This is a genomic window from Rhodococcus sp. NPDC059968 (assembly GCF_042738615.1).
Classification (GTDB): Bacteria; Actinomycetota; Actinomycetes; order Mycobacteriales; family Mycobacteriaceae; genus Rhodococcus_F.
On sequence record NZ_JBHWUE010000046.1, the window covers coordinates 46,311 to 63,813 of the forward strand.

Here is a 17,503-nt window from a genome sequence, read left to right on the forward strand (position 1 = left end):
CGGGAAGTCGTGCGCCGTCACCGTCGACGGGCTTGGATATCGAAGTATGGACGGCAGGAGAGCCCCTGATCCGCTGCGCCTCGCGGCCGGCGTCGCCGCGACTGCCGGCGGTGCGTTGCAGCGTGTGATCGGATTCGGCGTCGACACGGCGCGACTCCTGCCGGGAGTCGACCCACTGCTGGTCACCCTCGAGGAACGCGGCACCCAGACACTCCGCAGCGCCGACGAACTCGCGGATCGGTTGCTGCACGCGGTGCTGCGGAGAGTCGTGCAGGTCGCTCTTCAGGAGGTGGACCTCACCGCGATCGTGCGAAATCACGTCGACCTGGACGTGGTCGCCGAGGGCATCGACATCCAGCGCATCATCGACCGGGTGGACGTGGATGCCATCGCCGCCCGGGTGGACATCCCGCAGATTCTCGATCGCGTGGATATCGACGCCGTCGCCGCGCGGGTCGACGTGGATGCCATCGTCGACCGCGTCGACGTGGACTCCGTGATCGGGCGGGTCGACCTGGTGGTGCTCGCCGACACCGTGATCGAAGGCGTCGACCTGCCGCGCATCATCCGCGAGTCGACCGACTCGATGTCGAACGAGGCGGTCCGCGGGGTGCGAACCCAGGGCATGCAGGCCGACGACGCCGTCTCCGGGTTCGTGGGCAAGTTGTTCGGGCGCGGGCACGAACCGGGCGATGCATGAGCACGCCGGCGCATCGTGCGGCCGGGATCGTCACCCGCGGTCTGGCCGCGGGCATCGACCTGGCAGTCGTCCTGGCGGTGATGGGCGGCCTATATGTCGGAGTGTTGTTCCTGCGTTTGCTGTTCTCGCCGCAGGAATTCTCGTTCCCCGATGCCAATGCCGTGCTCTCCGTGACCTTGTTCATCGGCGTGTCGATGCTGTACCTGACGGCGTGCTGGGCTGTGAGCGGCCGCACCGTCGGTGCCGTGACGATGGGGCTGCGGGTGATCAGCCGCAACGGTGAACTGATCGGCTGGCTGCGGGCTCTTCTCCGGGCGGTGCTGTGCGTGATGTTCGGGTTCGGATTGCTCTGGGCGGCAGTCGACGGCCGGCGCCGGTCCCTGCAGGACATCCTCCTGCGGACCGCGGTCGTCTACGACTGGGAGCCGGACCTGCACGCGGTCGAGGCCGAGACCTGACGGCGCGCGCAGTGTCGTAGCGGGTGCCTAGCATGGGGTCATGTACACGGAGCGGCGGTCGGTGTTCCCCGGCGCTGTGGTGTGGCAGAAGACCGCAGCCGGGGGTGAGGCCGCCATCCTGCCCGACGGCTGTATGGACCTCATCTGGATGAACGGTGACGTCGTCGTGGCCGGCCCCGACTCCCGGCCGTATCTCAGCCGCAGTCGGGAGGGCGACCGTTACGTCGGATTGCGTTGTTCCCCAGGCGCTCTGCCGGATCTCCTGGGGACGCCGGCAGAGGAGCTGACCAATCTTCGGGTGCCGCTAGCCGAGGTGCTGACCGACCGCGCCACCACGGAATTCCTCGGCAGGATCGCCGACGACGCCGACCCCGGCCGGGCGCTCGAGGAGTTCGCGATCTCTCGGCGGCTCCTCGGACCGCCGCCGGACGGCAGGATCCCCGCGATCGTCCAGCTTCTGGAGCAGCAGACGTCCGTCCGTGAGGTCGCGGACCGGGTCGGTGTCGGCGAGCGCCAACTGCACCGCCTGTGCCGACGTCAGTTCGGCTACGGGCCGAAGATGCTGGCCCGGATCCTTCGGTTGCAGTCGGCGCTGGGGCTGGCGGATTCGTCCATTCCCGCAGCGCAGGCGGCCGGCATGGCCGGGTTCGCAGACCAGGCCCATCTGATCCGCGAGGCCCACGAGTTGACCGGTCGCACCTTCGGTCAGCTGGTCACGGCGTGAGCGCGGCGAACAGATCGACGGGGTTGCCGTCGGGATCGTCGACGGTGGCGTAACGCTGGCCCCACGGTGCATCCCACGGCTTCTTCCGACCGTTGTAGCCGTCGCCCGTGATCTCGTCGAAGAGCGCGTCGACGTCGGCGGCGGTTCCGCAGTCGAAGGCGAGAGCGACGCGATGCGCGCCGGTGGGTTCGGTCCAGTCGGGTGTGAACGAGCGGATGGTCTCGACCGTGTCCCACAGCAGGCGGATCCCACCGGGAAACTCGAATTCGACGTGCGGTGCCTGATTGGCGTCGCCGGGAATGTCGAGTCCGAGCCGCCGGTAGAACGCGAGCGACGTGGGCAGGTCGTGGACGACCAGTTCGATGGCACTGAATGTTGCGGTCATAACGAGAACGCTAACGACCTCGGACGGATCCGCATTGAAGGTTTCGGACATCGCGCACCGGAGTCCGATTTCTTCAATCATCCGGGCGCTGCGGCGGGGATGCTGGGACTCATGACCACCGAATCAACTCATGTCAGTGTGTTCATCGCTCGGACCGCCGCCGACGTGTACGCCTACGCGAGCGACCCCGCCAACCTCCCCGCCTGGGCGGCGGGCCTGAGCACCAACATCACCCGGGACGGCGACCGCTGGCTCGCCGACTCACCGATGGGACAGGTCGCCGTCGCCTTTGCGCCCACCAACGACTACGGGATCCTCGACCACGACGTCACCCTCCCCAGCGGCGACACCGTCTACAACCCCGTGCGCGTCATCCCCGACGGCGACCACAGCGAAGTCGTCTTCACCATCCGGCGACGCGACGGCGTCACCGCCGAAGAGTTCGCACAGGACGCAGCAGCCGTCAACGCCGACCTGCAGAGGTTGAAGGGGTTGCTCGAGGCGTGAGGGGTCGCGATGTTGTCGCCTGTTGTCGCGTTTGCACACCGATTGGTAATCCGCGCACGCAATTGCGTGTGAAGATGGCCAAAATGTGTGCGGATGTCGTGACTGCGCTCAGCTATCGTCGCTCGACGTCAGGGTAAGCCCTCCTGCCGCACATTTGCACACCGATTAGCCAAATGCGCATGCAATTGCGGGTGCAGATGACTAAACCGTGTGCGGACGTGGCGGCCGCGGTCATATCAGCGATCTTCGAACGGCTGTTCCCGATCAATGTTGTGATGTGCGGATAGTTTGTAGATGGTTATCCAGCGGGCAGTCATGGATAAGTCGGGGAGCGTGCCGCACGAGACCCTGTAGCGAGAATGAGGGGTCTCGGATATTTCCAACGTCACAGGTAAGTCGTTACCCCATCCGTTGATTGAAAGATCGCGGGCACTCTGCCGCTGCGGGTGTCGCCTTCCGGTCTCACGTTGAAGTGTGGGCCTTGATCACCGATACCGCCCTCTCCGAACGTGTGTCCAGCCCCGTGATCCTGGATTGTGATGACGCGACCGTTGGGAAGCTGGTAACTGTACTCTCGCGTCATAATGGGTAACCCATTGTCCCCGAGGATGTTTCTGTCGAATCTGTCGGTCATCGGAATTCGATTCACTTCGAATGGGTGCTGAGATCGAGGAATCCCGGCATCTTGCTTGGCCTGATTGAGGGCGGAATTACGGCTTGCCTCACCACATGCCGCCGGCACCAGGCCGAGTGGGTCGGTCCATCCGGTGGGGTTGTGGGGGTAGGTGTTCGGGTTGGGTGAGGGGCGAGTCCGAGTGGGTCCTGGGTGAGGTATCGGGCGGTGTCGGGGTTGTAGTACCGGTGCAGGTTGTAGTGGAGGCCGGTTTCCGGGTCGTGGTACTGACCCGGGAAGCGGAGGTTTCCCCGCGCGTCCCATTCCTGCCGCGACATCGTGCCGTCGGGAGGGTGGATCGTCGCCGGTTGGCGGGGGCCGGCGTAGTCGATGGCGACGACGTGTCCGTCGGGTCGGGTGATCCGGGCAATGTCTCCGTCGGCGGTGTAGAGGTAGCTCGTCGTCGCGCAGTCGGGTCCGACGACCCGCAACGGTTCACGCCGCACGTTGTAGTCGGTGTGGGTGCGTGACCCTGCGGCGTCGACGAGGTCCCGCAGCCGCAGGTCGGAGTCGAAACCGTGGACCGTCGCCGCGCCGGTCGAATCGGTGACCACGGTGACGGTGCCCGTGGACTCCGCGTTGTTGCGGTAGTCGAACTCGGAGTCGAGGATGCCGCCGGTGCCGTTCTGCCGGACCACCCTCCCGTCCGCGTCGTACGTGTTGACCATGCGGTTGCCGTTGCCGTCGGTCCACGACAGCATGCGGCCTTCCGGGTCGTACGTAGTCGCCACCCGAACACGGTGTGGAAGCGGCGCAGCCCACTCTGTTCGTCGCGGGCGAGTACATATCGGGCGTACTCCTGTTCGCCGGTGAAGGCGCACACCCAGTTCAGTCCGCCGAACGTGCTGGTCAGAAGTCGGTCGTCGTCGGTCAACGGAATGAGGAGCAGCGCCGAACGGAGGGCCTCCGTCAGTTTCGCGGGCTGGCCGAAACCCTGACGGAACGCGTCCATTTCGGTGAGTAGTGCGCCGCAGTCGCCGACGGATTTCCCCATGACAGCCCTCTGATGTCGAATGTCCTCCCCGCCCGGGAGGGTACTGGACGCGCCGCGCTCAGACCCGTTCCGGACGACCTTCGGCAACCGCTGATGCCGCCGCGGACACCCGCTCGTACGCAACCCGGGTGTCCGGTGCCAGCTTGCTGTGTTCGATGACGATCCCCATGCCCAGATGTTCGTCGTAGGGGATGGTCTCGACGCCCCAGACCTGTCCGCCCAGGTACTCGCGGAGGAGGTCGACGTCCACCTGCCAACCGGTGGCGTCCTGATTCGACACGGTGACGACGGTGCGGGCGAGCCCGGGTTCGCCGAGCGTGTCACCGATCGACTGCAACGCGGAGCGGAGGCGGTTGAACGCGTCCGCCCGGCACGGCACGACGAGGACGATGGGCGACGGAGTGGCCAGCAGCGGCGCGAGGTACGCGGCACGCAACCGGTGACCGAGGTCGTGCACGGCACTCACCCGGCGGGCACGCAGTGCCCCTGTGAGAGTGTGGAATTCACGGTCGGTCGCGGTCTGATTCCCGATCCGGTTCAGGATGCGGGTCCCGGCGCTCGTGCGGGAGCAGTACCCGTCGAACACGTCGTCCGCGACGGGGCCGGCGGCCACCAGTTGCTCGAGGCCGCTCACGGACAGCACGGCATCGGCGCCGCGTTCGGCGATGTCGCCGCCCGCGGGTGTCGCGTCGACGGCCACGAGCGCCTCGCCGCGCACTGCGGCGGTGTTGGAAAGCCCGAGTGTCGTCGTGGTGGCGCCGGCTCCTCCGCACGCCCCGAGGACGAGCATCGACACCGGAAGTGGTTGCAGCAGTTGGTCGGTCACTTCGCGTCTCCAATGGATGTGATGTACGTGCGATCGTCGCGGTCCGCGGTGGTCACGACCTGCTGGTATTTCTTCGTCGACCCGTCCGGACGCAGTTCCGACAGCGTCACCGCGTAGCGGCCGGGTTCGGATTCGGTGATGGCGAGGCAGTGCTCGGTGCCCTCGGGCACCGAGTCGATGCCGCCCTGGATGGTCTCGGCGGACCCCAGCGGCGCGTCGGGCGCGACCACTTCACGGGACTTGGCACCGCTGCGTGCGACGTAGTACGCGTGGTCGAAGGCCAGGATCGCGGCGACGCCGTCGGAGGTTCCGCCGGGACCGTTGCCGACCACCGTCGAGCCGTCGCGGGATTCGACGCACCAGCCCGATTCGGCAGCGGCGACGGGAGTTCCGCTCGCATCGCCGGACGTCGAGGCGAACACGGCGACCACACCGGCGATGACGGCGATCACCGCTGCGGCGGCTCCGGCGACCAAGAGCCCGTGATTGCCGCGAACAGGTGGGGTGGAGTCGGGCTCGTCGCCCGGGGTCAGCCAGGTCGGAGCGGGGGGTTGCTCGGCCTCGGGCTCCGCAGTGGGAACCGTGGGTGCCGCGGCCGACGCGAAGGGCGGGAACCAGTGCGAGAAGCGGTCGAGGGGTGCCCTGTTCGGCGGTTCTGTCACAGTTGAATCCTCCACACCTCATTCCCTCGCGCGGAGCCGACCCCTGGCGGGCTCCGCGCGAGGGAATCGGATCACACGTGCAGCGTCGCCTGGCTGCGTACGTTCACGCCGCCGATCGTGGTCGTAGCCGGACCGCTGTCGGTCGACTGCAGCTGCGGCAGTTGCGGTGCGGGCAGAGACGCGATCGTCTCAACCAGCTCCCCAAAGGCCGGGTACCGGTGGGCCGCATCCGCGATCGCGGCGGCGACGGGTGTGACGTCGACGGGCGCAGACCAATTGGTGGGGTGCTCGGCGTTGGAATCGGCCGAGAACGCGGAGACGGTGGCCGCCGTCGGCGAGGACGGGTCGACGGCGATGCCTGCGGTGCCGGTGGCGTCACCGACGCGCCAGCCGATGGTGCCGACGTACCCCTCGGGGTTGCCGTACTGGCGTCCGTTGACGGCCACGGGCATCGCGCCGACCAGCGTGTCGACGGCCGCGTTCACCTCGACCACCGGTTTCGGCACGGGAAGGGCGGGGGCGACGGGTGCCTGGTGCGCCTTCGGCATGTCGTCGGGGTCGATCCACACGGTCGCCGGCTGGGCGGCCTGCGCCCCGTCGACCGCCGGGGCGTTGCCGTCCACCGCCGAGTCGGCTGCCGGCGCAGCAGGCACAACCGTCTCGCCACCCGGCACCGCCAGCGGAGCCTGCGGGGGAGCGGGGGTCGTCGCGGCCGGAGCCGCCGGGTCGGTGACGCCCGGCTGCGACGTGGTGGGCGGCGCCGTCGGAACCGTCACGCCGGGCTGCGACGTGGTGGGCGGGGCCGAGGGGTCGGTGACGCCCGGCTGCGACGTGGATGGCGACGTGGTCGGAGCGGCGTGTGCCGTCGCGGCACCGAGCAGTGCGGCGGTGGACACCGAAATCGCGGCTGCCAGAGCGTGCATGCGGATTCTCAAGGCTTTGACTCCTGAAGTCGAACGGACATGGTGATCGAACGGAGTGGTGCTGACGAAGCAAACGCAAGAGTGGTGCAGATCAGAGACACCGAAAGAGGAAAGCGAGCACAGCGGAATGCCTCCACCGACCAGGTGGATGTGCTGTTTCCCCGATGAGATACGTGCGTGCTGCCGGCGCACTGCCGCAGCCGTCGTCCACCGCCCCCATGACCGCCCCCGGTTCTTTCTCGTCCCCCTACCGCGGCAAAGTACCAGACGGGCAAGCGTTCCGGCGCCCCCGCATTCCGGTCAGGCCAGGCCCGCGGCGAGCTTCACCGACAGATCGCGCAGCGGACGGAGACGGCCAGTCATCGCGATGGAGGACATGGCGCGCGATCCACGCACCAGCCGCCGCGTCGCGGACCGCCGCGCGCGGTCGTAACGGCGAAGCGCGGTGTGAATGTCGGTGTCGGCGGCGAGGAATCGGCCGAGCGCGACGGCGTCGACGAGGGCCTCGCAGGCGCCCCGGCCGAGGTTCGGCGCCATTGCGTGGGCGGCGTCGCCGAGCAGGGCCGTGTTGCCGGCCACGTACGACGGCAGCGCGGGGGACTCGTACAGGTCGTGGTGGAGCATCGCCTCGGGGGTGGCGGCGTCCAGCACTGCCCGGACGTCGGCGTGCCAGTTCCCGAAACGTGACCGGAGGTAGTCGAGGCCGCCGGGGTGTCCGGCGTCGGTGCGTACGCACGCGAACCAGTTGACGAGATCGCCGTCGCGCGGGGTGATGCCGAAAAGTGCGTCCGTGTCCCAGGTTTCGCTGACGGTGTCGCGATGTCCGGGTACCCACCCGCGCCAGGCGGTCGCTCCTACGTACCGCGGCTCGAACTTCTCGCCGAACAGTTGACGGCGGGTCGGGCTGCGCAGACCGTCCGCACCGATCACGACGTCGTGGTCCGTCAGCGCGTCGAGGGCGGGGGCCGATGTGCCGAACGAGATCATTCCGTCGGGCAGGTCCTCGGCCAGTGTGGCCAGCAGGGCGGGCCGCGACAGCAGGTAGGCGGTGCGGTCGCGGTTGTCGATGGCGCCGATCACGGACCCGTCGGGGCGCAGGAGCGAACCGCGGTGCTGGGGTGATCCCAGCGTGCGCACGCGATCACCTGCGCCGATCGCGTCCAGCGCGTCGAGGGCCTGCGGCCACATGCCGAGCGCGGTGCCTGACGTGGGCAGGGTGTCGGCCCGCTCGAAGACATCGACGTGCCAGCCGGCGCGGGACAGGTAGCGGGCGACGGCGAGTCCGCCGATGCCGCCGCCGAGGACTGCTGCGGAGTGCGTCATGACCACTACGCTACTACGGGTGTAGTGAATTTACTACCGTTGTAGTGTCGGGGTATGGCAGACAAACGGGAGCAGGTGCTCGACGCCGCCATCGCGCTGCTCGGCACGAAAGGGGTCCGGGCCCTCACTCACCGGGGTGTCGACGAGCTGGCCGGGATGCCCCAGGGGTCCGCGTCCAACTACTTCCGAAGCCGGGGCGCGCTGCTCGAGGGGATCGTCACACGGCTCGTCGAACGTGACCGGGAGGACTGGCAGAAGTTCGCGCACCTCCGGCCCGCCGGCACGGATGCGCTGGCCGAGGCGCTGGTTGCCTTCGTGAGTTTCTCCACTGGTCCGGACCGCGTGCGAACCAGTGCCCGCTACGCACTCTTCGTCGAGGCGTCCGTAACGCCGGGTCTGGACGCGAAGATCGGATCGGCACGCCGCGCGCTCGTAGAATGGGGTGCGGACATGCTGGAACTCGTGGGATCGAGGAACCCGGCGTCCGACGCAGTGGTGATCACCGACTACCTGGACGGTGTAATCCTTCATCAACTCACCGTCCCGGATCCCGATTTCGATCCGACTGCGGGAATTACAGCGGTGCTCGGCGCTCTCACTTAACATGTACTCAGTGCAGTCGGACGAGGTCCGCCCTCGACAATGCCCAGTTCAGAGGGTAAATAGGCCAACCTAAGTTGTGTTTCGTCGGGGGTTCTGAATTATCGTTTTCGTTACACGTTGGACCCACGAAAGTCCGACCCGACCGAAAAGCCACGTCGCCCGGTGCGAGGACCACACCCAGCGTGCTGCAAAAGGGCGATAGCCGATCGGTGGTGCCGATCACGTCGTGACGGCACTTGCATTGCAAGTTGATGGCCATCAGCGCTGCTGGTCGTCGGTGCATCTTTTGGCATACGAAGGCTAGGTATGAAGCAACTTCCAGGCCCCCAGGGGCTGTATCACCCGTCGAACGAGCACGATTCCTGTGGTGTCGCGTTCGTCGTGGACATGAAGGGCCGCCGCAGCAGGGACATCGTCGAGAAGGCGATTACCGCGCTGGTGAACCTCGAGCACCGTGGTGCCGCGGGCTCCGAACCCAACACGGGTGACGGCGCCGGCATCCTCCTCCAGGTCCCGGACAAGTTCTTCCGCGCCGTGGTCGACTTCCCGCTGCCCGCGGAAGGCACGTACGCCACCGGCATCGCGTTCCTGCCGCAGAGCAAGGCCGACGCGCAGCGCGCAGCCGACGCAGTCGAGAAGATCGTCGAGAGCGAGGGCCTGAAGGTCCTCGGCTGGCGTGAGGTCGCGACCGACGACTCGTCGCTCGGCGCCCTGGCCCGCGACGCCATGCCGACGTTCCGGCAGATCTTCATCGGCAGCGAGAACGACGCCCTCACCGGACTCGACCTCGAGCGCCGCGCCTACGTGGTCCGTAAGCGCACCGAGCACGAGCTGGGCAGCGAAGGCGCCGGCAAGGACGGCCCCGGTCGCGAGACCGTGTACTTCCCGAGCCTGTCGAGTCAGACGTTCGTCTACAAGGGCATGCTGACCACCCCGCAGCTCAAGGGTTTCTACCTGGACCTGCAGGACGAGCGCGTCGAGTCGGCCCTCGGCCTCGTGCACTCGCGTTTCTCCACCAACACGTTCCCGTCGTGGCCGCTGGCCCACCCGTTCCGGCGCGTGGCCCACAACGGTGAGATCAACACCGTCACCGGCAACGAGAACTGGATGCGTGCCCGTGAGGCGCTCATCGACAGCGACATCTTCGGCGGGTCAGGAGAGGTTGGGCCCGGCAAGGATCGGCGCAGTCAGCTCGAGAAGATCTTCCCGGTCTGCACGAAGGGCGCCAGCGACACCGCGCGGTTCGACGAGGTGCTCGAGATGCTGCACCTCGGTGGCCGCAGCCTCCCGCACGCCGTGCTGATGATGATCCCGGAAGCCTGGGAACGTCACGAGAGCATGGACCCCGCGCGCCGGGCGTTCTACCAGTACCACTCGTCGCTCATGGAGCCGTGGGACGGACCGGCGTCGGTGTGCTTCACCGACGGCACCGTCATCGGCGCCGTCCTGGACCGCAACGGACTGCGCCCCTCGCGTCTCTGGGTGACCGACGACGGCCTCGTCGTCATGGCCTCCGAGGTCGGTGTCCTGCCGATCGACCCCGCCACCGTCGTGAAGAAGATCCGGCTGCAGCCCGGCCGCATGTTCCTCGTCGACACCGCCGAGGGTCGCATCATCAGCGACGACGAGATCAAGTCGGAACTGGCCGCCGAGCACCCCTACCAGGAGTGGCTCGACCAGGGTCTGACCCACATGGACGACCTGCCGGACCGCCCGTACACCTACATGTCGCACGAGCGCGTCGTTCTGCGTCAGCTGATGTTCGGGTACACCAACGAAGAGGTCAACCTCCTCGTCAAGCCGATGGCGCTCTCCGGTGCCGAGGCTCTCGGCTCCATGGGTACCGACACCCCGATCGCCGTGCTGTCCTCGCGGTCGCGGATGCTTTTCGACTACTTCTCGCAGCTGTTCGCGCAGGTCACGAACCCGCCGCTCGACGCCATCCGTGAGGAGGTCGTCACCAGTCTCGGCGGCACCATCGGCCCCGAGCACGACCTGCTGCACCCCACCGGGGAGTCCTGCCGGCAGATCTTCCTGCCGCAGCCGATCCTGCACAACGACGACCTGTCGAAGCTCATTCACGTCAACGACGACGGCGAATTCCCGAACTTCCGCAGCGTCATCGTCCGCGGTCTGTACCCGGTGGCCGAGGGCGGAGCGGGTCTGCGCAAGGCCCTCGACGACGTCCGCTACCAGGTGTCGGAGGCCATCGCCGGCGGTGCGCGCCTCGTCGTCCTGTCCGATCGTGAGTCGAACGAGACGTACGCGCCCATCCCGTCGCTGCTGCTGACGTCGGCCGTGCACCACCACCTGGTGCGCGAGAAGACCCGCACCAAGGTCGGCCTCATCGTCGAGGCCGGCGACGCCCGGGAGGTGCACCACATGGCGCTCCTCATCGGCTTCGGTGCGGCAGCCGTCAACCCGTACATGGCATTCGAGACCGTCGACGAGGCGGTGCAGAACAACGAACTGCAGGGCGTCAGCCTCGACAAGGCCATCCAGAACTACATCAAGGCCGCGGGCAAGGGTGTGCTCAAGGTGATGTCCAAGATGGGCATCTCCACCCTGGCGTCCTACACCGGCGCCCAGCTGTTCCAGGTCATCGGCCTGTCGCAGGAACTGGTCGACGAGTACTTCACCGGCCTGCAGTCCAGCCTCGGCGGCATCGGTCTCGACCAGATCGCCGCCGACGTCGCGGTCCGTCACTCCAACGCGTACCTGGACCGTCCCGAGGAGCGCGCGCACCGCGAGCTCGAAGTGGGCGGCGAGTACCAGTGGCGTCGTGAGGGCGAGTACCACCTGTTCAACCCGGACACGGTGTTCAAGCTGCAGCACTCCACGCGCACCGGGCAGTACGAGGTGTTCAAGGAGTACACGAAGCTGGTCGACGACCAGTCCGAGCGCCTCGCAGCGTTGCGCGGCCTCTTCGAGTTCAAGAAGGGCGTGCGCGAGCCCGTCCCGCTGGACGAGGTCGAGCCCGCCACCGAGATCGTCAAGCGCTTCTCGACCGGTGCGATGAGCTACGGCTCCATCTCAGCCGAGGCGCACGAGACCCTCGCCATCGCCATGAACCGCCTCGGCGGCCGTTCCAACTCCGGTGAGGGCGGCGAGAACCCGGCCCGCTTCACCCCGGACGAGAACGGCGACTGGCGCCGGTCCGCGATCAAGCAGGTCGCGTCGGGACGCTTCGGTGTCACCTCGCACTACCTGACCAACTGCACCGACATCCAGATCAAGATGGCGCAGGGAGCGAAGCCCGGTGAGGGCGGCCAGCTGCCGGCGCACAAGGTGTACCCGTGGGTGGCCGAGGTCCGGCACTCCACGCCCGGCGTCGGGCTGATCTCGCCGCCGCCGCACCACGACATCTACTCGATCGAGGATCTCGCGCAGCTGATCCACGACCTGAAGAACGCCAACCCGCAGGCCCGGATCCACGTGAAGCTGGTGTCCGAGGTCGGTGTCGGCACCGTCGCCGCGGGTGTGTCCAAGGCGCACGCGGACGTCGTGCTGATCTCCGGTCACGACGGTGGCACCGGTGCCACCCCGCTGACGTCGATGAAGCACGCGGGCGCCCCGTGGGAGCTCGGCCTCGCCGAGACCCAGCAGACGCTGCTGCTCAACGGTCTGCGCGACCGTATCGTCGTGCAGGTCGACGGCCAGCTCAAGACCGGCCGCGACGTCATGGTCGCCGCGCTGCTCGGTGGCGAGGAGTTCGGTTTCGCGACCGCTCCGCTGGTGGTGTCGGGCTGCATCATGATGCGGGTCTGCCACCTCGACACCTGCCCCGTGGGTGTCGCCACGCAGAACCCGGTTCTGCGCAAGCGGTTCAGTGGCAAGCCCGAGTTCGTGGAGAACTTCTTCCTCTTCATCGCCGAAGAGGTGCGCGAACTCCTCGCCGAGCTCGGCTTCCGCACCCTCGACGAGGCCGTCGGACAGGTGGATGTCCTCGACACCACGAAGGCGCTCGAGCACTGGAAGGGCAGCAAGGCCGGCAACCTCGACCTGTCGCCGATCCTGCACGAGACCGAGTCGGCGTTCATGGACCAGGACCTGTACTGCACGGGCACCCAGGACCACGGCCTCGACAAGGCACTCGACCAGCAGCTGATCGTCCAGAGCCGCAACGCTCTCGACAAGGGCCAGAAGGTCACGTTCGAGTCGCCGATCACCAACGTCAACCGCACGGTCGGCACCATGCTCGGCCACGAGGTGACGAAGGCGTACGGCGGCGAGGGCCTGCCGGACAACACGATCGACATCACGTTCACCGGTTCGGCCGGTAACAGCTTCGGTGCGTTCGTCCCCAAGGGCATGACCCTGCGCCTGCACGGCGATGCCAACGACTTCGTCGGCAAGGGCCTGTCCGGTGGACGCCTCGTGGTGCGCCCGCCGCTGGAGACCGCCCCCGGCTTCGTCGCCGAGGACAACATCATCGGCGGCAACGTGATCCTGTTCGGTGCCACGAGCGGTGAGGCGCTGCTCCGGGGTGTCGTTGGCGAGCGATTCGCGGTCCGTAACTCCGGCGCCACCGCGGTGGTCGAGGGAGTCGGCGACCACGGTTGCGAGTACATGACCGGCGGAAAGGTCGTCATCCTCGGTGCGACGGGACGCAACTTCGGTGCCGGCATGTCCGGTGGCGTCGCGTACGTCTACAACCCGGACAAGGTGTTCGAGGACAACCTCAACACGGAACTGGTGGATCTCGAGGACCTGACGGGTGACGACTTCACCTGGCTGAAGTCCGCCATCGAGCGTCACCGCGACGAGACGGGCTCGGAGGTTGCCGCGCGCATCCTGTCCGACTGGTCGCAGCAGGTCAATCATTTCGCGAAGGTGATGCCCCGCGATTACAAGAAGGTGCTCTTGGCCATCGAGGCCGCGAAGAAGGATGGAAAGAACGTGGACGAGGCAGTGATGGAGGCAGCTCGTGGGTGATCCAAGCGGCTTCCTGAAGCACACGTCACGCGAACTTCCGGTTCGCCGGCCGGTGCCGTTGCGCCTGCTCGACTGGAACGAGGTCTACGAGGAGTTCTCGTCGGACACCCTGAAGACTCAGGCCAGCCGGTGCATGGACTGCGGTATCCCGTTCTGCCACAACGGCTGTCCGCTGGGGAACCTGATTCCCGAGTGGAACGACCTGGTGTACCGGGACCGTTGGCACGACGGCATCGAGCGTCTGCACGCGACCAACAACTTCCCGGAGTTCACCGGGCGGCTGTGCCCCGCACCCTGTGAGGCGTCGTGTGTCCTGGGCATCAACCAGGACCCCGTCACCATCAAGCAGGTCGAGGTCGAGCTCATCGACCGCGCCTTCGACGAGGGCTGGGTCAAGCCGGTGCACCCGACCCGTTCGACGGGCAAGAAGGTCGCCGTCGTCGGTTCCGGTCCCGCGGGTCTCGCTGCAGCGCAGCAGCTGACCCGCGCCGGGCACATGGTCACCGTGTTCGAGCGGGCCGACCGTATCGGCGGGCTCCTGCGGTACGGCATCCCCGAGTTCAAGATGGAGAAGCGGCACATCGACCGCCGTCTCGACCAGATGAACTCCGAGGGCACCGTCTTCAAGACGGGTGTCAACGTGGGCGTCGACATCACCGCGGACGCACTGCGTGCGCAGTTCGACGCCGTGGTCCTGGCCGGCGGTGCCACCGACGCCCGCGACCTGCCGATCCCCGGCCGCGAGTTGGACGGTATCCACCAGGCGATGGAGTTCCTGCCGATCGCCAACCGCGTGCAGCTCGGCGACCTGGAGGAGCCGACCATCACCGCGGAGGGCAAGAAGGTCGTCATCATCGGCGGCGGCGACACCGGCGCGGACTGCCTGGGCACCTCGCACCGTCAGGGTGCCGAGAGCGTTCACCAGTTCGAGATCATGCCGAGACCTCCCGAGACCCGCGCCGAGCACACCCCGTGGCCGACGTACCCGCTGATGTACCGGGTCGCGTCCGCACACGAGGAGGGCGGCGAACGCCTCTTCTCCGTGAACACGGAACGCTTCGTCGGTGCCGACGGCAAGGTGACCGCACTGAAGGCCCACGAGGTCGAGATGAAGTCGGGTCGCTTCGAGAAGGTGGAGGGCTCGGACTTCGAGCTCGAGGCCGACCTCGTCCTGCTGGCGATGGGCTTCGTCGGACCCGAGAAGCCGGGCCTGCTCACCGATCTCGGCGTCGACCTCAACGAGCGCGGCAACGTCGCCCGCTCCGCGAAGTGGGCCACCAACGTCGACGGCGTCTTCGTGGCCGGCGACATGGGACGCGGTCAGTCGCTGATCGTGTGGGCCATCGCCGAGGGTCGCTCGGCGGCCGCCGCGGTCGATGCGTACCTCGAGGGGGAGTCGGCGCTGCCGTCTCCGATCGAGACCACCACCGCCCCGCAGCGGTAGGTGTAACTGCTCGTACAATCCGCACCCCGGTAGGTTTTCCTACCGGGGTGTCGGTTTATCGTGCGGAGGTCACGTTCGGTCGGTAACGTTCATTTACCGATCGTGCATCTTTAGGTCACGTCGTCCTGGCAGCATCCCGTCTGCAGGACGGCGAAGGGGAGAACAGGTTGAGGCCATGGCAATGAAACGGGTTATCGCATTTCTGACCGCAGTGGCTGCTGCGGCAGCCATCCCGGTGGCATCGGGAGTGGTGGGTACGAGCGCAGTGGCGAACGCGGACCCCTGCCCGAGCCTGTATGTGGTCGCGATTCCGGGGACGTGGGAAACGTCCACCAAGGACAATGTCAGGCCCACACCAGGTCTGCTGTCCGCGGTGACGAACGGTCTGCCGTCGTCGATCCGCACCGACTACGTCACGTACGCCGCCACGGCCTTCCCGTGGGAGTCCGAGGTGTACGGGCGCTCGAAGGCGCAGGCGGTCAGCAATGCCGAGGGCATGCTGTCGTCGATGTCGCAGCAGTGCCCCGGCACCAAGCTGTCGATCATCGGTTACAGCCAGGGCGCCGACGCCGCAGGTGATCTCGCTGCGGAGATCGGCACCGGTCTCGGTGTGGTGCCCGCGGACAAGATCGCTGCCGTCGGACTCGTCTCCGATCCGCGGCGGTCGCCGACCGATGCCCTCGTCGGCCCTGCCGTCGCCGGCAGCGGTGCCGGTGGTCCCCGCATCGGCGGGTTCGGCTTTGTCAGCCAGAACACACGCACCTTCTGCGCGTACGGCGACCTGTACTGCTCCACGCCGAAGGAAGACTTCGTCACGCGGCTCGCCGGATTCCTCGCGCAGACGTCGGATCCGACGCCGACGCTGTTCGGGCGCTACCAGCAGGAAGCGCTCGCGATCTGGAACGACATTCTCGCCGTCGGCGGTGTGCCGGCCCTGATGGCTCAGCTGGACGAGCAGTCCAACGAGAAGCGCATCGACGAACTCGAGCAGTTCTACAAGTCGCAGGCTCACCAGGACTACACCAGCTACGCGGTCGACGGATCGGGTACGCCCGCCACGACGTGGCTGAGGAACTGGTTGCGCGACATCGCGTGAGTTCGGCCGACGGCGGCAGAGGATGATGTCCAACGTGACTGACACCCCTGCCGCCGTCGTCGGCTACGACGCCTTCGTGACCGTCCGGTGGTCCGACATGGACGCCTTTCAGCACATCAACCATGCGCGGATGGTGACGTTGCTCGAAGAGGCCCGGATCGACTGGCTGCTCAGCGAGGGCAGCGAGAACTCGTCGCTCATCACGAGCGCGTTCATCGCCGACATCCACGTGAGGTACCGGGGACAGTTGCGGCACTCCGACAGTCCCCTGCGGATCACGATGTGGATCGCCAAACATCGGGCCGTCGACTTCACCATCGGCTACGAGGTCCGGGGCGCCCGTACCCCGATCACCGACCCGCCCGCCGTCACCGCCACCACTCAGATGGCCGTCGCGGACGTCGATGCCCAGCGGCTACGCCGCATCACCGTTACCGAGCGCGAGTACCTGACCCGCTGGTCCCGCACGTGAGTGGGAAAGTGTGTTCCGGCACGCTTTCCCACTCACGTGCGGAGGTCGCCGGGGGCCGGTAGGGGACTGTCGGGGTCGAGGACCGCGCCGCGGCTGCGCATCGTCGTGTCGACCAGCGCCCACGCCCAGGCGGCCAGCTGTTCGGTCAACGCGCCGACGTCGGTGCCGCCAGGTCGATCGATCCATTCCGCGGACACCGACTCGACCATCCCGATCAGCGCAGTGGCCAGCGGTGTCGCGGCGGCGGGGGCGCCGAGGGCGTCCAGGTACGGGTGGAGCATGTCGGAGACCGCGGTGCTGATGGCCCGCCGCACCTCTCCGGCCGCGGGGGAGAACGACATCAGGTAGCGGTACAGGTTGGCGTGTTCGGTCACCCAGTCGAGGTGGGTGCGCGCGGCGCGGGTGAGGATGGCGTGCGGTGCACCGTCGACGGTGATCACGGGCGCGTATTCGAGGAGCATCATCGCCGCGACCCGCTGGGCGACGGCGTTCTTGAGGTCGGTGCTGTCGTCGAAATGCCGGTAGATGCGGGTTCGCGCGACCTCGGCGTAGACGGCCATCGTTGCGACCGACACGTCGGGACCTTCTGCGTCGATGGCGACGAGTGCCCGTTCGACGAACTCCGAGCGCCGCTTCTCGCGTTGGCCACGCCAACGGGCAGCACGCCCGTCACCGGCGTCTTGCTGGGGTTTCGTCATCGAATCGAATCGTAGTCTTCCCTGTTGTTGCGTTTCCGTATACGGTCAGCGGTATGCGGTACATCGATGTACCACACACT

17 protein-coding genes are annotated in these 17,503 nt (G+C 67.3%); 9 read left to right on the forward strand and 8 right to left on the reverse strand.

All coding sequences use genetic code 11. From position 1 onward, the window contains the following. Positions 1–46 precede the first annotated feature (46 nt). From ACFWAY_RS30620 to ACFWAY_RS30630, 3 genes are read left to right on the forward strand one after another with little or no spacing between them, the layout of a single operon-like run. Positions 47–700 carry a hypothetical protein gene (locus ACFWAY_RS30620; protein WP_378513199.1) on the forward strand — a complete coding sequence of 218 codons (654 nt, stop codon included), beginning with the start codon at positions 47–49 and terminating at the stop codon, positions 698–700. Beyond that, positions 697–1,158, forward strand: coding sequence for an RDD family protein (locus tag ACFWAY_RS30625; protein WP_378456340.1), 462 nt, complete (start codon positions 697–699; stop codon positions 1,156–1,158). The genes ACFWAY_RS30620 and ACFWAY_RS30625 overlap by 4 nt, the downstream gene beginning before the upstream one ends. A gap of 40 nt (positions 1,159–1,198) precedes the next feature. After that, positions 1,199–1,882 (forward strand): helix-turn-helix domain-containing protein, encoded by a 684-nt coding sequence (locus ACFWAY_RS30630; RefSeq protein WP_378456341.1) that lies wholly within the window; start codon positions 1,199–1,201, stop codon positions 1,880–1,882. Here the strand turns inward: ACFWAY_RS30630 and ACFWAY_RS30635 are convergent. Continuing rightward, positions 1,872–2,267 carry a VOC family protein gene (locus ACFWAY_RS30635; protein ID WP_378513200.1) on the reverse strand — a complete coding sequence of 132 codons (396 nt, stop codon included), beginning with the start codon at positions 2,265–2,267 and terminating at the stop codon, positions 1,872–1,874. The genes ACFWAY_RS30630 and ACFWAY_RS30635 overlap by 11 nt on opposite strands. Before the next feature lie 111 nt (positions 2,268–2,378). Between ACFWAY_RS30635 and ACFWAY_RS30640 the strand changes: the two genes are divergently transcribed. Beyond that, positions 2,379–2,774, forward strand: coding sequence for an SRPBCC family protein (locus ACFWAY_RS30640; RefSeq protein WP_378456343.1), 396 nt, complete (start codon positions 2,379–2,381; stop codon positions 2,772–2,774). Positions 2,775–3,159: 385 nt separating this feature from the next. On the opposite strand, the gene ACFWAY_RS30645 is transcribed toward ACFWAY_RS30640, so the two are convergent. The 6 genes from ACFWAY_RS30645 to ACFWAY_RS30670 form a co-directional block, all read right to left on the reverse strand. Further along, complete coding sequence (locus ACFWAY_RS30645; protein WP_378456344.1) at positions 3,160–3,408, reverse strand: HNH/endonuclease VII fold putative polymorphic toxin; 249 nt, start codon at positions 3,406–3,408, stop codon at positions 3,160–3,162. 11 nt (positions 3,409–3,419) lie between these two features. Continuing rightward, positions 3,420–4,178, reverse strand: a complete 759-nt coding sequence (locus ACFWAY_RS30650) for an RHS repeat-associated core domain-containing protein (protein ID WP_378456345.1) — start codon at positions 4,176–4,178, stop codon at positions 3,420–3,422. 321 nt (positions 4,179–4,499) lie between these two features. After that, positions 4,500–5,267 (reverse strand): hypothetical protein, encoded by a 768-nt coding sequence (locus tag ACFWAY_RS30655; protein WP_378513201.1) that lies wholly within the window; start codon positions 5,265–5,267, stop codon positions 4,500–4,502. Next, a complete protein-coding gene (locus ACFWAY_RS30660; RefSeq protein ID WP_378513202.1) occupies positions 5,264–5,929 on the reverse strand; it encodes a hypothetical protein in 666 nt (221 codons plus the stop codon). The genes ACFWAY_RS30655 and ACFWAY_RS30660 overlap by 4 nt, the downstream gene beginning before the upstream one ends. A gap of 71 nt (positions 5,930–6,000) precedes the next feature. Further along, the gene (locus ACFWAY_RS30665) at positions 6,001–6,852 is read right to left on the reverse strand and encodes a glycoprotein (RefSeq protein ID WP_378456348.1); all 852 of its coding nucleotides are present in this window, start codon (positions 6,850–6,852) and stop codon (positions 6,001–6,003) included. A 300-nt stretch (positions 6,853–7,152) separates the two neighbouring features. Next, positions 7,153–8,175 (reverse strand): FAD-dependent oxidoreductase, encoded by a 1,023-nt coding sequence (locus ACFWAY_RS30670; protein WP_378513203.1) that lies wholly within the window; start codon positions 8,173–8,175, stop codon positions 7,153–7,155. Positions 8,176–8,229: 54 nt separating this feature from the next. On the opposite strand from ACFWAY_RS30670, the gene ACFWAY_RS30675 reads away from it, so the two are divergent. From ACFWAY_RS30675 to ACFWAY_RS30695, 5 genes are all read left to right on the forward strand, one after another. Then, a complete protein-coding gene (locus ACFWAY_RS30675) occupies positions 8,230–8,778 on the forward strand; it encodes a TetR/AcrR family transcriptional regulator (RefSeq protein WP_378513204.1) in 549 nt (182 codons plus the stop codon). Positions 8,779–9,084: 306 nt separating this feature from the next. Continuing rightward, positions 9,085–13,713, forward strand: coding sequence for a glutamate synthase large subunit (gene gltB / locus ACFWAY_RS30680; RefSeq protein WP_378513205.1), 4,629 nt, complete (start codon positions 9,085–9,087; stop codon positions 13,711–13,713). Then, positions 13,706–15,157, forward strand: a complete 1,452-nt coding sequence (locus tag ACFWAY_RS30685; RefSeq protein WP_378456352.1) for a glutamate synthase subunit beta — start codon at positions 13,706–13,708, stop codon at positions 15,155–15,157. Before gltB ends, ACFWAY_RS30685 begins: the two co-directional genes overlap by 8 nt. Positions 15,158–15,338: 181 nt before the next feature. Continuing rightward, positions 15,339–16,253, forward strand: a complete 915-nt coding sequence (locus tag ACFWAY_RS30690) for a cutinase family protein (protein WP_378456373.1) — start codon at positions 15,339–15,341, stop codon at positions 16,251–16,253. 22 nt (positions 16,254–16,275) lie between these two features. Further along, the gene (locus ACFWAY_RS30695) at positions 16,276–16,725 is read left to right on the forward strand and encodes an acyl-CoA thioesterase (protein ID WP_378513206.1); all 450 of its coding nucleotides are present in this window, start codon (positions 16,276–16,278) and stop codon (positions 16,723–16,725) included. A gap of 32 nt (positions 16,726–16,757) precedes the next feature. On the opposite strand, the gene ACFWAY_RS30700 is transcribed toward ACFWAY_RS30695, so the two are convergent. Further along, positions 16,758–17,423: a TetR/AcrR family transcriptional regulator gene (locus ACFWAY_RS30700; RefSeq protein WP_378513207.1), complete on the reverse strand. Its 666-nt coding sequence runs from the start codon at positions 17,421–17,423 to the stop codon at positions 16,758–16,760. Between the last annotated feature and the right edge of the window lie 80 nt (positions 17,424–17,503).

Coding starts and splice junctions, on each gene's coding strand:
- ACFWAY_RS30620 (WP_378513199.1), top strand. CDS start 47: ATGGACGGCAGGAGAGCCCCTGATCCGCTGCGCCTCGCGGCCGGCGTC.
- ACFWAY_RS30625 (WP_378456340.1), top strand. CDS start 697: ATGAGCACGCCGGCGCATCGTGCGGCCGGGATCGTCACCCGCGGTCTG.
- ACFWAY_RS30630 (WP_378456341.1), top strand. CDS start 1,199: ATGTACACGGAGCGGCGGTCGGTGTTCCCCGGCGCTGTGGTGTGGCAG.
- ACFWAY_RS30635 (WP_378513200.1), bottom strand. CDS start 2,267: ATGACCGCAACATTCAGTGCCATCGAACTGGTCGTCCACGACCTGCCC.
- ACFWAY_RS30640 (WP_378456343.1), top strand. CDS start 2,379: ATGACCACCGAATCAACTCATGTCAGTGTGTTCATCGCTCGGACCGCC.
- ACFWAY_RS30645 (WP_378456344.1), bottom strand. CDS start 3,408: ATGACCGACAGATTCGACAGAAACATCCTCGGGGACAATGGGTTACCC.
- ACFWAY_RS30665 (WP_378456348.1), bottom strand. CDS start 6,852: ATGCACGCTCTGGCAGCCGCGATTTCGGTGTCCACCGCCGCACTGCTC.
- ACFWAY_RS30670 (WP_378513203.1), bottom strand. CDS start 8,175: ATGACGCACTCCGCAGCAGTCCTCGGCGGCGGCATCGGCGGACTCGCC.
- ACFWAY_RS30675 (WP_378513204.1), top strand. CDS start 8,230: ATGGCAGACAAACGGGAGCAGGTGCTCGACGCCGCCATCGCGCTGCTC.
- gltB (WP_378513205.1), top strand. CDS start 9,085: ATGAAGCAACTTCCAGGCCCCCAGGGGCTGTATCACCCGTCGAACGAG.
- ACFWAY_RS30690 (WP_378456373.1), top strand. CDS start 15,339: ATGAAACGGGTTATCGCATTTCTGACCGCAGTGGCTGCTGCGGCAGCC.
- ACFWAY_RS30695 (WP_378513206.1), top strand. CDS start 16,276: ATGATGTCCAACGTGACTGACACCCCTGCCGCCGTCGTCGGCTACGAC.
- ACFWAY_RS30700 (WP_378513207.1), bottom strand. CDS start 17,423: ATGACGAAACCCCAGCAAGACGCCGGTGACGGGCGTGCTGCCCGTTGG.